The 17,774-nt window shown below is 71.2% G+C and carries 16 protein-coding genes; 8 read left to right on the forward strand and 8 right to left on the reverse strand.

All coding sequences use genetic code 11. From position 1 onward, the window contains the following. Window positions 1-56 precede the first annotated feature (56 nt). From AB0G28_RS06250 to trmB, 4 genes are all read left to right on the forward strand, one after another. Window positions 57-974 (forward strand): ATP-binding cassette domain-containing protein, encoded by a 918-nt coding sequence (locus AB0G28_RS06250; protein ID WP_361083495.1) that lies wholly within the window; start codon window positions 57-59, stop codon window positions 972-974. Beyond that, window positions 971-1,726 (forward strand): hypothetical protein, encoded by a 756-nt coding sequence (locus tag AB0G28_RS06255; protein WP_361083498.1) that lies wholly within the window; start codon window positions 971-973, stop codon window positions 1,724-1,726. The genes AB0G28_RS06250 and AB0G28_RS06255 overlap by 4 nt, the downstream gene beginning before the upstream one ends. Before the next feature lie 177 nt (window positions 1,727-1,903). After that, entirely contained in the window at window positions 1,904-2,455 is a 552-nt protein-coding gene (locus AB0G28_RS06260) for a hypothetical protein (protein ID WP_361083501.1), read from the forward strand. Window positions 2,456-2,464: 9 nt separating this feature from the next. After that, window positions 2,465-3,160, forward strand: a complete 696-nt coding sequence (gene trmB, locus AB0G28_RS06265) for a tRNA (guanosine(46)-N7)-methyltransferase TrmB (RefSeq protein ID WP_361083504.1) — start codon at window positions 2,465-2,467, stop codon at window positions 3,158-3,160. Window positions 3,161-3,266: 106 nt separating this feature from the next. Here the strand turns inward: trmB and AB0G28_RS06270 are convergent, their stop codons facing one another. Together AB0G28_RS06270 and AB0G28_RS06275 are read right to left on the reverse strand one after the other, a co-directional pair. After that, window positions 3,267-5,522, reverse strand: a complete 2,256-nt coding sequence (locus tag AB0G28_RS06270) for an ABC transporter permease (RefSeq protein WP_361083506.1) — start codon at window positions 5,520-5,522, stop codon at window positions 3,267-3,269. Next, window positions 5,519-6,220, reverse strand: coding sequence for an ABC transporter ATP-binding protein (locus tag AB0G28_RS06275; RefSeq protein WP_361083509.1), 702 nt, complete (start codon window positions 6,218-6,220; stop codon window positions 5,519-5,521). Before AB0G28_RS06275 ends, AB0G28_RS06270 begins: the two co-directional genes overlap by 4 nt. A gap of 173 nt (window positions 6,221-6,393) precedes the next feature. Here AB0G28_RS06275 and AB0G28_RS06280 point away from each other — a divergent pair, with 173 nt between their 5' ends. Together AB0G28_RS06280 and AB0G28_RS06285 are read left to right on the forward strand one after the other, a co-directional pair. Further along, window positions 6,394-8,184, forward strand: a complete 1,791-nt coding sequence (locus tag AB0G28_RS06280; protein ID WP_361083512.1) for a histidine kinase — start codon at window positions 6,394-6,396, stop codon at window positions 8,182-8,184. Further along, window positions 8,181-8,831 carry a response regulator transcription factor gene (locus AB0G28_RS06285; RefSeq protein ID WP_361083515.1) on the forward strand — a complete coding sequence of 217 codons (651 nt, stop codon included), beginning with the start codon at window positions 8,181-8,183 and terminating at the stop codon, window positions 8,829-8,831. Before AB0G28_RS06280 ends, AB0G28_RS06285 begins: the two co-directional genes overlap by 4 nt. On the opposite strand, the gene AB0G28_RS06290 is transcribed toward AB0G28_RS06285, so the two are convergent. Next, window positions 8,828-9,172, reverse strand: coding sequence for a hypothetical protein (locus AB0G28_RS06290; RefSeq protein ID WP_361083518.1), 345 nt, complete (start codon window positions 9,170-9,172; stop codon window positions 8,828-8,830). The genes AB0G28_RS06285 and AB0G28_RS06290 overlap by 4 nt on opposite strands. Before the next feature lie 747 nt (window positions 9,173-9,919). On the opposite strand from AB0G28_RS06290, the gene AB0G28_RS06295 reads away from it, so the two are divergent. Together AB0G28_RS06295 and AB0G28_RS06300 are read left to right on the forward strand one after the other, a co-directional pair. After that, window positions 9,920-10,111 (forward strand): hypothetical protein, encoded by a 192-nt coding sequence (locus AB0G28_RS06295; RefSeq protein WP_361084138.1) that lies wholly within the window; start codon window positions 9,920-9,922, stop codon window positions 10,109-10,111. Window positions 10,112-10,148: 37 nt separating this feature from the next. After that, window positions 10,149-11,456, forward strand: a complete 1,308-nt coding sequence (locus AB0G28_RS06300) for an amidohydrolase (protein WP_361083521.1) — start codon at window positions 10,149-10,151, stop codon at window positions 11,454-11,456. A gap of 42 nt (window positions 11,457-11,498) precedes the next feature. Here the strand turns inward: AB0G28_RS06300 and AB0G28_RS06305 are convergent, their stop codons facing one another. The 5 genes from AB0G28_RS06305 to AB0G28_RS06325 all read right to left on the reverse strand — a co-directional run bounded on the left by AB0G28_RS06305 (window position 11,499) and on the right by AB0G28_RS06325 (window position 17,771). Then, entirely contained in the window at window positions 11,499-12,176 is a 678-nt protein-coding gene (locus AB0G28_RS06305) for an SDR family oxidoreductase (RefSeq protein ID WP_361083524.1), read from the reverse strand. Next, the gene (locus AB0G28_RS06310; RefSeq protein WP_361083527.1) at window positions 12,173-13,804 is read right to left on the reverse strand and encodes an SdrD B-like domain-containing protein; all 1,632 of its coding nucleotides are present in this window, start codon (window positions 13,802-13,804) and stop codon (window positions 12,173-12,175) included. The genes AB0G28_RS06305 and AB0G28_RS06310 overlap by 4 nt, the downstream gene beginning before the upstream one ends. An 86-nt stretch (window positions 13,805-13,890) precedes the next feature. Further along, window positions 13,891-15,963 carry a PhoX family phosphatase gene (locus tag AB0G28_RS06315; RefSeq protein ID WP_361083530.1) on the reverse strand — a complete coding sequence of 691 codons (2,073 nt, stop codon included), beginning with the start codon at window positions 15,961-15,963 and terminating at the stop codon, window positions 13,891-13,893. 142 nt (window positions 15,964-16,105) lie between these two features. Next, the gene (locus tag AB0G28_RS06320; protein WP_361083533.1) at window positions 16,106-17,323 is read right to left on the reverse strand and encodes an MFS transporter; all 1,218 of its coding nucleotides are present in this window, start codon (window positions 17,321-17,323) and stop codon (window positions 16,106-16,108) included. Beyond that, a complete protein-coding gene (locus AB0G28_RS06325) occupies window positions 17,313-17,771 on the reverse strand; it encodes a MarR family transcriptional regulator (protein WP_361083536.1) in 459 nt (152 codons plus the stop codon). Before AB0G28_RS06325 ends, AB0G28_RS06320 begins: the two co-directional genes overlap by 11 nt. Window positions 17,772-17,774: the final 3 nt, after the last annotated feature.

Here is a 17,774-nt window from a genome sequence, read left to right on the forward strand (position 1 = left end):
CGACCCGGATCCGGTGTTTTCCCAGTAGGCTCGCCATCGAACGGACGGGGGAGCCCATGATCGAAGCGACCGCACTGACCAAGAGGTACGGCGCCACGACCGCGGTCAACGAGCTGACGTTCACCGCGCGGTCCGGGCGCGTCACCGGGTTCCTCGGCCCGAACGGCGCCGGCAAGTCCACGACGATGCGGCTGATCCTCGGTCTCGACACGCCGGACGCGGGCACGGTCCTCGTCGACGGGGTCCCGTACCGGCAGCTGAAAGATCCACTCAGGACGGTCGGCGCGATGCTGGACGCGACCTGGCGCCACCCCGGCCGCAGCGGGCGCGATCACCTGCGCTGGCTGGCCGCGACCAACGGCATTCCGGACAAGCGCGTCGAAGAGGTGCTGACGCTGGTCGGGCTGACGAGCGTCGCCAAGAACCGCGTCCTGCAGTACTCGCTCGGCATGCAGCAGCGGCTCGGCATCGCCGCGGCGATGCTGGGCGACCCGCGCGTGCTGCTGTTCGACGAACCGGTGAACGGCCTCGACCCCGAGGGCATGGCCTGGATCCGGCAGCTCCTGCACATGCTCGCCGGCGAGGGCCGGACCGTGTTCGTCTCCAGCCACCTGCTGCCGGAGATGGCGCAGACCGCGCAGGACCTCGTCGTCATCGGCCGCGGCCGGCTGATCTACCAGGGCACGATGGACGACTTCGTCGCGCGGACGAGCGAACACGGCGTCCGCGTGCGCACGCCCCACGCGGACCAGCTGCGCGCCGCGCTGACCGGACAGGCCGAGTTCACCGAGGACGGCGGCGCGTTCATCGTGTCCGGATTGGACAGTGACCGGATCGGGCAGCTCGCCTTCGACGCCGGCGCGACGCTGCACGAGCTGAAGCCGATCACCGGCTCGCTCGAGCAGGCCTACCTCGATCTCACCCGCGACGCCGTCGAGTTCCCCGCCTCGTCTTCCCCGGGAGCTGCCCGATGATCACCAACCTCCTCCGCGCCGAACGGATCAAGCTGTTCAGCACGCGTGCGCCGTGGTGGTGCCTGGCCATCGCGCTGATCGCCCCGCTCGGCTTCACCGCGCTGTTCTTCGGGCTGGCCGGGCCGGAAATCCCGGCGACCGTCGGCAACACCCAGATCGCCAGCGGCAACGGCCGGACCGTGCTGCTCGTCCTCGCGGTGCTCGCGACCGCGTCGGAGTTCAACTGGGGCACCATGCGGCTGACGTTCCAGGCGGTGCCGAGCCGGGTGCCCGCCCTCGTGGCGAAGGTGGTGGTCGTCGGCGCGGTCGGCACCGTGCTCGGCCTGGTCATCGGCTTCGGCTCGTGGGGCCTCGCGTCACTGATCCAGCCGGACGCCGATCTCGCGCTGCACTCGGCCGCGGCGTGGCGCTCGGTGCTCGGGCAGAGCCTGGCGTTCCTGTTCACCGCGGTGGCCGGCGTCGGCGTCGCGCTCCTGCTGCGCAGTGTCGCCTTCGCGCTGACGGTCGTCCTGGTGTGGACGCAGATCCTGGAAGGCGTACTGGTCCTGATCCCGGGCATCGGCAAGCACATCTACCAGTGGATGCCGTTCCACGCCGCCGACGAGTTCGTCGGCGCGGCCGGCTTCGCCACGGGCCCCCTGCAGCTGCCGTCCGCGCCGCTCGGGCCGTGGGGCTACCTCGGTTACTTCGCGGCGATCTGCGTCGCCCTGTTCGTCGCCGGCGTGCTCGTCACGGCACGACGTGACGCGTGAGGGTGACGGTCGTCTCAATACCTCAAAAAACTGTGTTAACAAAAGGTGAAACAGCTGTGGCTTCCCTCACAGCGACCGGACATACTGCTATGACCAGGCAAGATTCGTAAGAGAGCGCACCGGAACCGTCTGAACTCCCCCTGGAGGTGATCCTTGACGGTGGATACCGGGCAAGATTTGGGTGGCACCATTCCGCGAGCCCGCGTCGAAGACGACGCCCCCCGGCTCGAACCGATGTTGGACCTCGAGTGGTCGCGGGCGATCGAGCTCCCGCAGGCCGCCATGACGGCGGCGACGCCCGCCGAACTCCGCCGGGCGTGGGTGCACCGCGCGCCGGAAGACAGCGTCCTGGCTCTGTTCCGCGCCTCGGCCGGGATGGCGGGACCGATCCCCGCGCCGTGGTGGCTGCGCGCGGTCGCGGACGGCAAGCTCGATTCGCGGGAACAGGGTTTCCGCGTCGAGGACCGGATCGCGCAACTGCTCGGCAGGCGCCCGGGCTGGGAATTCGTCCCGTGGGCCGCGGACGGCGAATCCGGCTACTGGGAGTTCATGCCTTCCGAACGGGGCAAATCCGGTCATGCGATTCCCACGACGGTGATGAACACCGACCGGCACCCGGGCTGGATCGACGTCCTGCCCGCGCACACCGGGCCGACGCCGGACCCGATCCCGATCGCCGGGCTCGCCGGACTCCGGTCGCGTCTCGGGGTGATCGAAGCCGTTCGTTAACCTCGGCGGGTGGAAAACGAGGACGGACGTCGGCTGCGCAGCGTGGTCAGTTACGTCAAGCGCGGTGGCCGGATGACCGTCGGGCAGCAGCGGGCGTGGGAAGAACACTGGCCGCGGCTGGGCCGCACGGTGGGCGAGCTGCCCGAGGGGCCGCTCGACTTCACCGCGTGGTTCGGCCGCGAAGCGCCGGTCATGGTCGAGATCGGCTCCGGCATGGGCGAAACGACGTCGCAGCTGGCCGCCGCGGCGCCGGAGCTGAACTACGTCGCGGTCGAGGTCTACGACCCGGGCCTCGGCCAGCTGATGCTGCGCGCCGAAAAGCTGGGCGTCGAGAACCTGCGGCTGCTGCACGGCGACGCCGTCGTGCTGCTGACCGAGCACGTCGAGCCGGACTCGCTGCACGGCGTCCGCCTGTTCTTCCCCGACCCGTGGCCGAAGAAGAAGCACCACAAGCGGCGGATCGTGTCGCCGTCGTTCGCCGCGCTGGTGGCGTCGCGGCTCGCGCCGGGCGGCACCTTCCACATGGCGACCGACTGGGAGAACTACGCCGAGCAGATGCTCGAGGTCTGCTCGGCCGAGCCGGCCCTGCGGAACCGGTACGACGGCTGGGCGCCGCGGCCGGAGTGGCGCCCGGTGACCAAGTTCGAGCAGCGCGCGGACGTCGAAGGCCGCGTCTCGCACGACCTCATCTTCGAACGGCGCTGATTCAAGAGCGCTGAAGGGGACTTCCTCCGGATCCCCTACGGAGAAAGTCCCCTTCAGCTCACTACCCCCGGTATCCGCCCCTCCCCCGACCGGAGGGGCGAACGCCTTATTCGTCGGCCAGCGGTTCGGCCTGGACCCGCTTGAGGGCGGGCGTGCAGACCGACGCGCCGAGCAGGGCGACCCCGACCCCGAGCACCACCGGTGCCAGGAGCCACGGGCTGATGACGATGCCCCGCGGATCGACCAAGCTGTAGAGCCCAACGCCGACCAGTACCCCGACGATTCCCGCGCCGATGGTGGCGACCAATGCGGGCAGCGCGGCTTCCATCCGCAACGCCCTCGCCAGCACCCGCACCGGCGTGCCCGCGGCCATCAGCGCCCCGAAGGTGCGGCGGCGGTCCATCACCGAACCCGCGGTCGCGACCGCGGCACTGCAGCCGGCCAGGATCCCCGCCGCGACCAGTCCGATCACCGTGACCCGGCGCAGGTCACCCAGCTCGCTCTGCTGGTTGAACAGGCGTTGGTCCCGGCTGCCGATCTCCGCGCCCGCCGCCGGCCCGGCCAGGGCCGTCCGGACGATCTCGCGGTTCGCGTCGGTGGTCGGCGCGACGACGGTGACGTCCTTCAGCGCGAACCCGTCCGGCAGCGCGGCGGGGTCGACGATGAACGTGCCGGAGAGGTCGGAGTCGGGGTAGTGGACGGCTTCCACCCGCGTTCCCGACTTCGGGGCCACCGCCTCGCCCTCCCAGTTGGTGGCGAGCTTGTACTGCGCCAGGTCGAGCGCCGAGTCGCCCAAGACGGCCGGACCGCCCGTGCAGTTCTCGGGCTTGAGCCCGAAGCGGGTCAGCTTGACGGCGTCGGCGCAGGTCATCACCAGCGCCTTGTGGCCGTACCGGTTCGGGGCCGTGCCCCGGACCAGGTAGACCTCGCCGACGGCGACCGCCTTCTCGGCCTGGCCGTACTTCTGCAGGGCCGCGTTGGCCTGGTCGACGATCTTGCCCGCGTGCTGGCCGTCGGAGTCGACGTAGAGCACGGAGTCGGCGAAGGACCGTCCGCCACCGGCCATCGCTTCGAACGTCGGCAGCAGCGTCAGCGCCATCGACCCGGTGAACACCGCGAGCACGATCCCGGCGGACGCGCGGTAGGCGCCCTTCGGGTCGTCCCGCAGGCGGCGGCCGGCGAGCAGCGCGGACGGGCGCCGCCAGATCCGGACGAACGTGCCGCCGACCGCCGACGTCACCCACGGCCCGACGATCGCGGCCGAGCCGACCAGCAGGAACAGCCCCGCCATGACCATGCCGATGCCGCCGCTGTCGGAGTCCTTCGCCGTCGTCACCGCGACGAGGAAGAACAGCCCGGCCGCGGGCAGCGCCAGCAGCCGCCACCAGTGCAACGGCTTCTTCGTGTGGCCGCCCGTCGCGAACAGCGGGTTCTTGAGCACGCGGCGCAGGCCGAGCACCCCGGCCAGCACCACGAGGACCGGGATGGCCAGGACGATGAACACCGTCAGGCCGACCGGCAGCGCGAAGTCGGACGCGAGCCAGGTGCCGCCGGCCCACGGCACGAACGAGGCCAGGCCGTGCAGTGCCGGGCTGATCAGCAGGCCGAGGACGGCACCGATGCCGGCCGACAACGTCGTCTCGGCGGCCACCATGTTCGTGACCTGCCCCGGCGTCGCCCCGGCCAGCCGGATCGCGGCGAGCCGCCGTTCCCGCCGGGCCGCGGTCAGCCGGGCCGACGACGCGACCAGCACCAGGCTCGGCACCAGCAGCACGATGATCCCGACCCAGGACAGCAGCATGAGCAGGGAGTCCGGGCTCGCCTTCCCACTGGGGAAGGCCGCGATCTGGGAGGAGTTCTCCGGCATGGCGTCCGGCGTGTGCCCGGTCAGCGCGACGAGCTGCTCCGGGAACCGCAGGCCGTCCTCGCCGATGGCGCCGACGGGCTTGCCGAACCGGTCGCCGAGCTCCGCGGCCGGGTGGGCCTGCAGCAACCGGCCGAGCGCGGGCGACACGACGGTCTCGCCCGGCCCCGGCAGCTGCGGGACACCGGCGGGCAGCGGGATCCCGGCCGCGGTCGTGCCGGGCGTCAGCGCGACGTCGACCCGGATGATCTGCTGACCGTCGAAGAAGTCCTTGGAGCTGGCGTAGACGAGCTTGGCCGGGCCGTCGGAACCGCGGCTGTAGAACTGTTCGCCCTGCCAGAGGGCCCGCTGCTCGCGGTGCTGGGTGGCGAACGGCAGCGTCGCCAGCAGCAGCACCAGCCCGGTCGCGACGGCCACCCCGATCGCGGTGAGGATCGCCGACGTCCGGGTCCGCCGGTCGACCCGCAGCACCCGCAGGGCGATCTGGAGCGAGTTCACGCCGCCAACCTCGTCGCGATCAGGCCGTCGCGGATGGCGACGGTCTTCGGCATCGACTCGGCCAGCTCGCGGTCGTGGGTCACCACGATCACCGCCGCGCCGGTCTCGTGGGCGGCGCCGAGCAGGGCGTCCATCGTCTCGCGGCCGGTGCGCGTGTCGAGCGCACCGGTCGGCTCGTCGGCGAAGATCACCTTCGGCCGGTGGGTCAGCGCCCGCGCGATCGCGACGCGCTGGGCCTCGCCACCGGACAGCTCACCGGGACGGCGGCGTTCCTTGCCGGCCAGGCCGAGCCGCGAAAGCCAAACGCGGCCGGCCTCGATGGCCTCCTTGCGGCCCAGCCCGGCCAGCAGCGACGGCAGCGCGACGTTCTCCTCGGCCGAGAGCTCCGCGACGAGCATCCCCGACTGGAAGACGAACCCGAACTCGGTGCGCCGCAGCTCGCTGCGCTTCTTCTCGCCGAGGTGGTCGATCCGCTGTCCCGCCAGGAAGATCTGCCCGTCGTCGGCCCGGAGGATGCCGGCCAGGACGTGCAGCAGCGACGTCTTGCCCGAGCCGGACGGCCCGACGATGGCGACGGCGTCCCGCGGCTGGATGTCGATGTCGATGCCGGCCAAGGCGTACTGCGCGCCATAGCGCTTCACCAGGCCGCGGCCGGACAGCACCGAGCCGTGCGTCGCTTGTGGAGGGTTCGGGTCCACGAGGTTCTCCCTGTCGGTTCGGATCTTGGTGCCGATGAGCTTCGCCGAGACCGGGGGATGTCCACTTCGGGCAGAAGGCCAGTCACGCCGGGGCCCGCATCGGCCGATCGGCCGAGGGAGCGCGGGCCACTCGGCCAAGGTGCGGGTCGAGGGGAATCACGTAACGTCACGTTGTGCCCGCCGCGCCCTCACCGAAAACGCTCTACAGCCGCGCCACCGAACTCGTTCGGCGCGTCGGCGTGCCCGCGGCCGTGCTGTACGCCGCGCTGCTGTTCGACGTCATCTACACAACGCAGGCCGCGCTCGACGACACCGGCCCGCGCTTGGTCGACTTCGGCCTGCTGCCGGGCATCTTCGCGATGGCCGCCTGCGGGGTGTGGGCCCAGAAGCGGGCGGCGGTCGCCGGGGTGGCCGGTGGCGGGGTGCTCATCGTCTCCACCCTCTTCATCCACGCGGCCCGCATCCCGGCGTACTCCAGCGTGCTGCCGAAGGTGACCATCACCGAGGTCGTGGCCGGGGTCCTGATGGTCTACTTCGTGGTCCGCCGGGCGCGGGCGGGCGTGGCGTTCTGCGTGGTCGGCTTCCTGGTCGTCGCGGGTCTTGTCGCCGTCTTCGGCCGGTACGGGAGTGTCGCCGACATTTACACCGGCACGGCTTACCAGGCGCTGCTGTTCGGCCTGCTCCTGCTCGTCGCTCCGCTGGTGCCCGCCATCGCGGCGCGCGACCGCGGCCCGCGCGCCGATCCGCGGACCCGGCGGCTCGGCCGGATCAACGAGCTGGCGATGGGGCAGTGGCCGCTGATGGGGCTGCTCGCGTTCGCGCTGCTGTTCGAGTTCGGCTCCACGTATACGAACACCGCCCGCGGCGCCCCGATCCTGCTCTGCTCGATCGTCGCGGCGGTGATCGCGGTGCTGTCGCCGCGGCGGCCCGCGGACGCGCTCCTCGGCCTCGCCGGGGTCATGCTGCTGTCCGCCGTCGTGATGCCGTTCCTCTACCTGCGTTCCTACGACTTCCCGGTGCTGGGCGGCGTGCCACCCACGCAGATCGTCGCCGGCATGGGCGTGGTGGTCACCCTGACCCGGGCCCGGGGACTGAGCGAGTCCTGGCCGCGGGTGGCGGTGCTGTCGAGCGTCGTCGCGCTCGGCGCGATCCTCAACTCGAACGCGCGCGGCGGCCTGCAGACCGACCCTCAGGTGCTGTCGACCCTCGCCTTCGCCGCGACCTTGATGCTGGGCATCTCGATCGCCGTCGGCCTGCTGCTGCGCTCGCGGGACGCCCAGCGCACCCAGGCCGTGCGGTCGGCGGTGACCGACGCGCAGACCGCCGAGCGGATGGCGCTGGCCCGCGAGCTGCACGACGTCGTCGCCCACCACGTCACCGGGATCGTCGTGCAGGCACAGGCCGCGCGGCTGATGGCCGAACGGAACCCGCAGGTGGCGGTCGAGGCGATGGGCCGCATCGAGAACGCCGGCGTCGAAGCGCTCGCGGCGATGCGGCGGCTGGTCCGCTCGATGCGCGGCGACGCACCGGCCGGGTCGAGCGAGTTCAGCGAGCAGGCCACCACCGACCTCGGCGCCGACCTGCGGAAGCTGGTCGAGAGCGCCAACCACGGCGTGCCGACGTCGATGCACCTCGACCTGCCGCCGGACCTGCCGCACGAGGTCGGCCGCTCGGCACTGCGGCTGGTGCAGGAGTCGCTGACGAACGTCGGCAAGCACGCCTCCGACGCGACCGAGGCGTTCGTCGTCGCCGAAGTCGCGGGCGATGAACTGCACTTGCGGGTGACCGACAACGGCCGCGAGACGGTACGTCGTCCGGCCGGCGGATCGGGCGGCTACGGTCTGATCGGCATGCGCGAACGCGTCGCGCTGCTCAAGGGACGGCTGTCGGCCGGACGCGGCCCGGACGGCGGGTGGCGGGTCGAGGCGTGGCTGCCGCTGGCCGCCGGGGAAGGGGACGAGTGATCCGGGTACTGATCGCGGACGACCAGGAGATGGTGCGGATGGGCTTCCGCATGATCCTCGAGTCCCACGACGACATCGAGGTCGTCGCCGACGTCCCGGACGGCGTCTCGGCGGTTTCGAAGGCCCGCGAGCTGCGCCCGGACGTCTGTCTGCTCGACATCCGCATGCCCGGCCTCGACGGGCTGGAGGTCACCCGGCAGCTGGCCGGGCCGGACGTGGCCGACCCGCTGAAGGTCGTCGTGGTCACGACGTTCGACCTCGACGAGTACGTCCACACGGCGTTGCGCAACGGCGCGTCCGGGTTCCTGCTGAAGGACGCGGGCCCGGCGCTGCTGATCGAGGCCGTGCGCGCGGCCGAACGCGGTGACGCGCTCGTCTCGCCGCAGATCACCGTCCGGCTGCTCAAGCACTTCGACGGCAGTTCGGCCAAGGCGCGGGCCACCCCGCCGTCCGAGCCGCTGACCCCGCGCGAGATGGACGTCGTCAAGGCGGTGGCGCGCGGGCTGACGAACACCGAGATCGGCGCGGAGCTGTTCCTGTCGTTGTCGACGGTGAAGACGCACCTGGCGTCGGTGCAGGGGAAGATCGGCGCGCGGAACCGGGTGGAGACGGCGGCTTGGGCGTGGCGGAACGGGGTTGTCTCCTAGTCGGTGTCCCGCCGCCACACGAACAACAGCATGGCCATCAGCGCGAAGACCAGCCCGATGAGCAAGGCCGACAGCCACCCGGGCCAGTGCAGCGACATCCCGGTCAGGGCGACGCCGAGCGCGGCGAGGACCGAGATGCCGACGATGATCGCGGCCGCGCAGGCGTAGGCGATCCGGCCGCCGGCGTCACCCGCGTCGACTTCGCCCTCGGCCTCGCCGGACACCGGACCGAACGCGAACTTGACCCGGCCTCTCACCTTGACCCGCTCGACACGCACCTCGGCGCGCTCCGAGGGGTTCGGCTCAGCCTTGGACAGGTCCGTTTCGATCGCCTCGTCCACCGATCTCCCTCACCTTCCCTGACCGGTGCTGTCGGCGCACCGGACGGACGGTCCCTCTTGGTTGGTCGACACCGTACCACCGATGCGGTGAAGTGATGACCAAAGCAAGTACACAGAGTAATAGAAGATCAATACATCTAACTTGCCTTCCATGCGATTCGTCAGCTTTTTGTCAACTCTCCCTTCTGGATCCGACGGCGGACGGCAGATCCGGCGACACGGGCGATGACAACGTGGTCAGAGCCGTGCCACGCGCACTCCACAATGGACCTTGTAGCACTTTCGCGACCACGAACGTTCAATTGGCAAACAAGGCGAACAGAACCACCCGGTGGAATTGGTTCAGTCGATCACGAGGGGCGTTATGATTACGGACAGCTACCCACGGGTAGGGTGTCGCCATAACATGCATCGCAGATACATCTCTCATACGCACTTCAACTTGACAGCACACAAGCAGTACGCGGATGATGGGAAAGAACCTGGAGGTGCGGGCCTCCGGGTGACGCACTTGTCCGCCGAACGTCGCTTCCGGCGAGTACCGGCTGCGACGACGCAGCTGAGCTCGGCGAAGTGCTCCGAGGCCCGGCCCTTTCTGGGGTGGATGGGGGACTGGCCTCGGCCTACGAAAGGACGGTTGTCGTGACACCGAAGAGTGGGTCGGTAACGAGCGAACTCGGTGAATCGAAAACCGCTCCCGGAAAACCGCCACCGCGCAGCGGCGGTGGTGGCGGCGGCTTGGAGCGGGTGACCGTCAACCTGGTCCCTCGCGCGTCGCGGGCCTTGGACCGGGCCGTCGAACTCACCGGCGACTCGAAGACCGACACGATCAACCGGGCCCTGCAGGTGTACGCCGTGCTGGAAGAGGCGGTGAGCAAGGGCGGCGAGGTGGTGATCCGCCACAGCTCGGGTGAGCAGGAAGTGATCCGCTTCGTCTGAAGCCCGGGCCGGGTTTCCCGGTGCGTAGTATCCAAAGATGCAACGCCGTTTCCACGCCCCTGTCGTTCTTCCCGCCGACCCGTCCTGTTCGCTTCTCCGTGACGCGGTCGTCGATGTCGACGCCGACGGGCGCATCGCCTACTGCGGACCGGCGGCCACCGCCCCCGAGTCCGCCGCACCGGTCACCACCCTGACCGGCATCCTGCTGCCCGGCCTGGTCAACACGCACGCGCACAGCCCGATGACGCTGCTGCGCGGCATGGGCGGCGACCTGCCGCTGCTGCCGTGGCTCAACGAGATCATCTGGCCGGCCGAGGCGAAGCTGCGGCCGGAGGACGTCCGCACCGGCATGCTGCTCGGCTCGGTCGAGATGCTGCGCCACGGCGTCACGACGAGCGCGGAGATGTACTTCGAAGGCGAGCAGCTGGTCGACGCGGTCCTCGCGACCGGCGGCCGCGTGCTGGTCGCACCGCCGGTGATGGAGCTGCCGGGCCTCGACTGGCGGGCGCAGCTGAACGCGATCGAGCGCTGGATCGACACGGACGGCTTGCGCTTCGGCCACGGCGACCGCATCGAGCTGGGCTACGGCCCGCACTCGGCGTACATGCTCTCTTCGGAGGGCCTCCGGGCGACGGCGGAATCGGCTGCCGCGCGGGGTGCGCTGGTCCAGATCCACGTCGCGGAAGCGGCTGCGGAGGACACCGCCGTTCGCGAGACGCACGGCTCGGTGCCGGCGCTGCTTCGTGAGCTGGGCATGTTGGACGGCCGGGTGCTGGCGGCGCACGCGATCCACCTGTCGGACGAGGACATCGCACTCTTCGCGGCCCACGGCGTCGGCATGGCGCACTGCCCGGGATCGAACGCGAAGCTGGCTTCGGGCATCGCCCGCATCCCGGACCTGCGCGCGGCGGGCGTGGCGGTCGGCCTCGGCACCGACGGCCCGGCCTCCAACGACGACATAGACCTGTGGGAGGAACTCCAGCTGGCGGCGATGTTCGCCCGCCTGGCCACGGGCGACTCGACGGTGTTGACGGCGGCGGACGTGTTCTTGCTCGCCACCCGAGGCGGCGCGGCGGCCTTGGGCCGGTCCGACATCGGGGCCCTGGAAGCCGGCCGCTGGGCGGACCTGGTGCACATCGACCTGGACGACCCGGCGTTCGCGTGCGGCTTGGACGTCCCGGACGTGCAGCTGCTGTCGAACCTCGTGTGGGCGGCCGGGTCACGCCGGGTGCGGGACGTGTGGGTCGCGGGCGAGCAGGTCGTGGCGGCCGGGGAGTCGGTGAAGGTGGACCGGGCGAAGGTCCAGGCCGGAGTGGCCGAGACGGCGGCCCGCCTGCGCGCTTGAGTTCCGAGAAGGGCACTTTCACGTGAAAGTGCCCTTCTGCGGTCAGCGGGGGCGGAGGATGATCTCCGTCTGGTGGGCGTCCGGGGTGGCCGACACCGCCGTCACCACCGCCGTCGCCACCGAGTCCGCTTTCAGCAGGTGCGTTGTGTCGTACTCGCGGCCTTCGCCGGCGAAGATCTCCTGCTGCATCTCCGTGTCCGTGCGGCCAGGGTAGACCGACGTCACCCGGAGATCCGGTTCCTCCTCGCGCAACGCGTCGGCGAAGGCGCGGACCGCGAACTTGCTCGCCGCGTACGGGGACCAGCCGGGGCGGGCGTTGCGGCCCGCTCCCGAGTTGATCACCACCACGTGGCCGCGGGCCGTGCGCAGGGCCGGGAGCAACAGGCGGGTCAGCTCGACCACCGCCAGGGTGTTGACCTCGAAGTTGTCCCGCCACGCCGACGCGGGAGCGTCCTCGATGCGGCCCAGGCGTGCCACGCCCGCCGAGTGGACCAGCACGTCCAGCGACGTGATGTCCGCGACCGCCGAGGCGAGCGAAGCCGGGTCCGTCAGCTCCACCGGCCACGGCTTCGCGCCCGGGAGCTCCTTCGCCAGCGCCGCCAGCGCGTCGGCGTCGCGGCCGCCGAGCAGCAGGCGGTGCGTGGGGGCGAGCTGGTGGGCGACCGCCGCGCCGATGCCGCGCGACGCCCCGGTCACCAGGGCGAGGGGAAGATCCGTCATGCCCCCACCGTAATGGCGAACCCGGCGTCCACCGTGCGGTCCTCGCGCTTGCCCTGGCCCAGTTGCCGGACGTCGGTGCAGCCCGTCGCCGGGTCCGCGTCCGAGTCGAGCGCGTCGTCGGCCGCGTCCTTCGGCACCAGGTGCTCGCCCGGCGGCGGGGTGAAGCACACCTGGTACCCGCCGTCCTCCAGGCCGTCGAACGCGTACGCGCCGTCCTCGCCCGTGGCGACGCTCGCCACTTCCGCGTCGCCGCTCTTCAGCGTCACCTTGACGCCCGAGAGGCCGGGCTCGTCCTTGTCCTGTCGTCCGTTCCCGTCGGTGTCCGCCCAGGCGAAGTCGCCGATCCGGTTCGTCGGCGGGGCCAGTCCGAGGTCCACCGTGAAGTCTTCGCGCGCCTTGCCGCCCAGGGTCCGGGGCGCCGCGCAGCCGTCGGCGCCCGCGTCGGAGTCCTTGTCGTCGCTGCCCGCGTCCTGGCGCGTCACCGCGAAACCTTCCGGGAAGCCGTCGAAGCAGACCTGGTACGTGCCGTCCTTGAGCTTCTCGAAGCCGTACTTGCCCTTGTCGTCGGTCGTCGCGGTGCCGACCGTGCCGCCCGCGCCGTCCTTCAGCGTCACCTTGACGCCCGCGACGCCGGGCTCGCCCGGGTCCTGCAGGCCGTCGCGGTTGCGGTCCGCCCAGACGAAGTCGCCGATCTTCGCGATGGCCGGCGGCGGCAGGACGGTGATCGTCGCCGACGCCGTCTTGTCGCCGAGCGTGCCGCCCGCGTAGTGCACGCCGGTGACCTTCGCCGTGTTGACGTGCCCGTCGTCGGCCACCGTGAGGTCCGGGTGCTCGCAGGTCAGCTGCCGGTTCGCGCCCGCGGCCAGCCCGAACGGCTCGAACTTCTCCGCGCACCACGGGTCCTGCACCGCGATCCCCGTCAGGTCCTGCGTGCCCTCGTTGGTCACGGTGACGCGGTAGTGCGCGGTCTCGCCCGCGGTCACCGTCGCGAACGGGCCCCACGCGCCGGTCGCCGGGTTCTGCACTTCCATCTTCACCGAGTACGCGGCGAGCTGGAGGTCGACGCAGTCCCAGCGCAGCCGGTCGAGGCTGGTCGTCGCGAAGAACTTCACCGCGGTCGCCTTCGCCGGCGCGGTCGCCGCCGGGAAGTCCTGCTGTTCCAGGTGCCCGTCGCCGGCGTAATGGCCGGCGACCAGCTTGGTTTCCTGCACCTGGGCGCCCGACGCGTCGAAGAACCGCAGGCCGGTGGCGGGTTCGCTCCGGGGCGCGTGCGAAGCCGTCCAGACGCTGAGCGTGTAGACGCCGCCCGGGACGAACCGCTCGGCCTGGTAGGCGGTGCTGGTCTTGTGGTCCGGCGTCTGGATGACCGCCGACCGCTGCCCGTCGACGGCGTACGCCTGCTCGGTGAGCAGCTTCGGCGTCTTCGCCGCCGGGGTCCCGGGCGGGACCGGCGCGGCCGGGGTGAACACGTACCCGTCCGGGGCGCCGTTGCGCGCGGTGAGCTCGACGCTCGGGTTCGCCGCGACCCCGCCGCAGCCCGGCGGCGGATCCGCCGACGCGGACGCGGGCACCACCGCTCCCGCGATCGCCACCACCGCCACTGCCGCCGCCCGAGCCGAGAAGATCACCTCTCGACTATGACGCGCGGCACGGGCCCGCACCGGCCGAGAACCGTCCACTTAAGAGTGAACCTCGGCCGGGCGGACCCGTGGCCTCAGCGTTCGCCGATGCGGCCGGGCAGCCCGAAGCGGCCCTTCTTCCACACCGAGACGATGGCCGGGCGCGGCTGCGCGGTGCCGCCGTCCGGCCAGTGCGACGTCGGGTTCGCCGAGCTCGCCGCGTTCTCACCCGGGTGCTGGACGGCGACGAGCACCAGGTTGTCGGTCACGACCGGGCCGCACGTCTCGGCACCGACCGGCACCGACAGGAACTGCTTGACGTGGCCGCGCTCCGGGCCGGTGACCGGGACCGAGAACAGGCCGTCGTTCGCGCCGAGGGCGTTGCCGTCGGTGGCGACCCACAGGTTGCCGTGCCGGTCGAACGCGACGTTGTCCGGGCAGGAGATCGGGCTGACCTGGTCCTTCGGGAAGCCGCCGAAGTAGGTGTCCGCCGCCTTCGGGTCGCCGCAGACCAGCAGCAGCCGCCAGGAGAACCGGGTCGACGCCGCGTCGCCGCAGGACTCCTCCCACTCCAGGACGTGGCCGTTCTTGTTGCCGTTGCGCGGGTTGACCTCGTCGACGCCGGCCTTGCCCGCCGCGCCGCGGTCGCTGTTGTTCGTCAGCGCCGCGTAGATCCGGCCGTTGACCGGGTTCGGCTCGATGTCCTCCGGCCGGTCCATCTTCGTGGGGGCCACCTTGTCCGCGGCCTGGCGCGTGAAGACGTAGACCTCCTCGGCGGTGAATCCGTCCACAAAGGACTTGTCGCCGCTGGCCAGCGGGATCCACTCGCCGGTGCCGTCGAACTCGCCGTCGGCGGGCAGCGTGCCCTTGCCGTCGATCTCCGCCGCGGGGCTGTCGCCGGTGAACCGGGCGACGTACAGCGTGCCCTCGTCGAGCAGCGCCGAGTTGTGCCGACGCGCGTGCGCGCTGTTGCCGGGCTTGTACTTGCCCTTCGAGACGAACTTGTAGATGTACTCGAACCGGCTGTCGTCACCGGAGTACACCGCGACGCGGCCGTCGGCGGTGATCTTGATGTTCGCGGCCTCGTGCTTGAAGCGGCCCAGCGCGGTGTGCTTGATCGGCGTCGAGTTCGGGTCGTTGGGGTCGATCTCGACGACCCAGCCGAACCGGTTCGGCTCGTTGGGCTCCTGCGAGACGTCCCAGCGCTTGTCGAACCGCTCCCACTTGCGGGTGCTCGCGCCGCTGCCGATCGTGTAGCGCTTGAGGCGCGCCGCCGCGACCGGGTCGGTGACCTTGTCGGAGTTCGCGAAGTACTGGTCGAAGTTCTCCTCGCCGGAGAGGACCGTGCCCCACGGCGTCACGCCGCCGGAGCAGTTGTTCTGCGTGCCGCGGACCTTGCGCCCGCTCGGGTCGGCCGACGTCTTGAGGTACTTCGAGCCGGCGGCCGGGCCGCGGACCTCGAAGATCGTGTCGAGGGTGATCCGGCGGCCGTACCGGCTGGGGACCACCTCGAGCCCGCCGTGGACCGGGTCGCGGCGGGCCTGCAGCACCGAGAGGCCGTGCGCCGCCCAGGCGATCTTCGCCTGCTCCTCGGTCGGGTTGGCCGGGTCGTACTGGTCGGCCGGGAACATGTGGACCTCGGTCGTGTACTCGTGGTTGACCACGAGCAGGTTCGACAGGCCCAGCGGGTCCTGCGGGATCAGGCCGACGAAGTCGTTGTTGTAGCCGAACTGCTTGGCCTGCGCGGCCGCGGTCTGCTTGGTGAAGTCGAACTTCGGCGCGCCCGCGACGACCGGGTCGCCCCAGCGGACGACGACGCGCTGGGCGTAGCCGTCGGGGATGCTGACCACGTCGAGCTTGTTCGGCGGGACGGCGTCGAAGTCGGTGCCCGGGACGGGACGCGGCTTCGGGCCGTGACCGTTGGTGGTGACGTCGGCCGCGGCCGCGGTGCCGGCCAGGGCGGCGAACCCGCCCGCGGCGGCGGCCATCACCGCACCGGCCTTGAACACCCGGCGGCGGGAGATGTCCTTGACGACATCGCCGAAGTACTCGTTCCCGGAGTCGTTCGCCTCGGGGTGCGCGCACGCGTTGCCGCAGCGGTACTCGCAGGTGATCGAGGAACGGCCGCCCGGATGAGCGGGGAACAGCGGGAGCAGGCGGTCGGGCACAGCGCCTCCATGGTGGGGATTCGGGAACGAACCGAACCTAAGCGCCGAAAACCAGCCTTTCCGGACTTCTGGGTGAACAACGGGTGTACAGCACGATAGCCCCGGGACCGGGATCCCGGGGCTGTCACCGTGGGTGCGGAGGTCAGAACTCTTCGCCGACGAGGACCGCTTCCTTCGGCACGGTGTGCGGGTCCGCCTGCTTCTCCCGCAGCGAGAGCAGCGCACCCGCGACGACGCACAGCACGGCCGAGGCGACGAACGGCGCCTGCGGCGAGCCGAACCACTCGGCGACGTGCCCGACGAGCGTCGCGGCGACGGCGCCACCCAGCCAGCGGCAGAAGTTGTAGCCCGCGCTGGCGACCGGGCGCGGCGCGTCGCTGATCGACATCGCCGTGCCGGTGAACAGCGTGTTCAGCAGGCCGGACACCAGCCCCGAGACGATGATCCCGGCCACGAGCAACGGCTTGCTCGGCACGGCGAGCACCAGCATCAGGACGGCGTAGCCGAAGACGGCGGCCGCGGCGGCGTGCCGTTCACCCAGCTTGGCGGCCAGCCGCGGCGCCAGGGCGACACCGGCGACGGCGACGCACAGGCCCCAGCCGCAGAAGACCAGGCCGACGGCGATCGCGCTCCAGCCGAGGACGAACGGCGACCAGGCGAGCACCGCGAAGAACGCGGCGGTGTACAGCGCCGAAGCGACGGAAGTCCGCAGCAGGCCGGTGTGCTTCAGCGCGCGCAGCGGGTCGAGCAGCTTGATCGGGGTCCGCTGTTCGTGCTTGTCGCTCTTGAGGAACACCGCGCACAGCACGAGCGCGCCCGCCATCAGGATCGCGGTGCCGAGGAACGGGCCGCGCCACGAGATGCTGCCGAGCAGCGCGCCCAGCAGCGGGCCGACCGACAGGCCGACGCCGAGCGCGGCCTCGTAGAGCAGGATCGCGCCGGACTGGCCGCCGGTCGCGGCGCCGACGATCACCGAAAGCGCCGTCGCGATGAAGAAGGCGTTGCCGAGGCCCCAGACCGCGCGCAGCCCGACGAGCTGCTCGATCGACCCGGCGGCCGCACACAACGCGGTGGCCGCGACGATCAGCGTCAGCCCGACCAAGACGGTCCGCTTGGCGCCGAAGCGGGCGCTCGCCGCGCCGGTGACCAGCATCGCGACGACCTGGACGCCGAGGTACGACGAGAAGAGCAGGGTGACCTGCGACGGCGTCGCATCCAGGCCCTTGGCGATGGACAGCAGGATCGGGTCGACCAGCCCGATCCCCATGAAGGCGATGACCGCGGCGAACGCGGTGATCCACACCTGCTTGGGCTGGCCCTTGACGGCGTCCAGCAGGCTCGAGTGGTGTTCAGCGCTCATCGCTGATCAGTTCCTCCTTGTTGGTGTCCACGAGCAATTTGGCGAGGGCCGGGAGGGCGGCTTCGATCGCTGCGCGGTCGGCGTCGTCCATGGCGATGAGCCGCTCGCGGAGGAACTCCTCCCGCGCGGCCACCGTCTCGGCGTAGAAGCGACGGCCTTCGTCAGTGACGTCCACGAGCACCGCGCGGCCGTCGGCGGGATCCGGCGTGCGGGTCGCGAGGCCGAGCCGTTCGAGCCGGCCGACGACGTCGGTCATCGACGGCAGCTTGACCCGTTCGAACTCGGCGAGCGCGCTCATCCGGCGCGGACCGCCGTTGACCAGCTCACTCAGCACCGAGCCCTGCGTGAGGGTCAGCGACAGCCGCGGGGTCTGGCGGCGCACCTGGTGGTACAGCCGGAAGACCAGCGGCCGCAGCCGGTGGGCGAGGTCGGTGATCGCGGAAGTCACTTA

The sequence above is a fragment of the Amycolatopsis sp. NPDC021455 genome, assembly GCF_040640995.1.
GTDB lineage: Bacteria > Actinomycetota > Actinomycetes > Mycobacteriales > Pseudonocardiaceae > Amycolatopsis.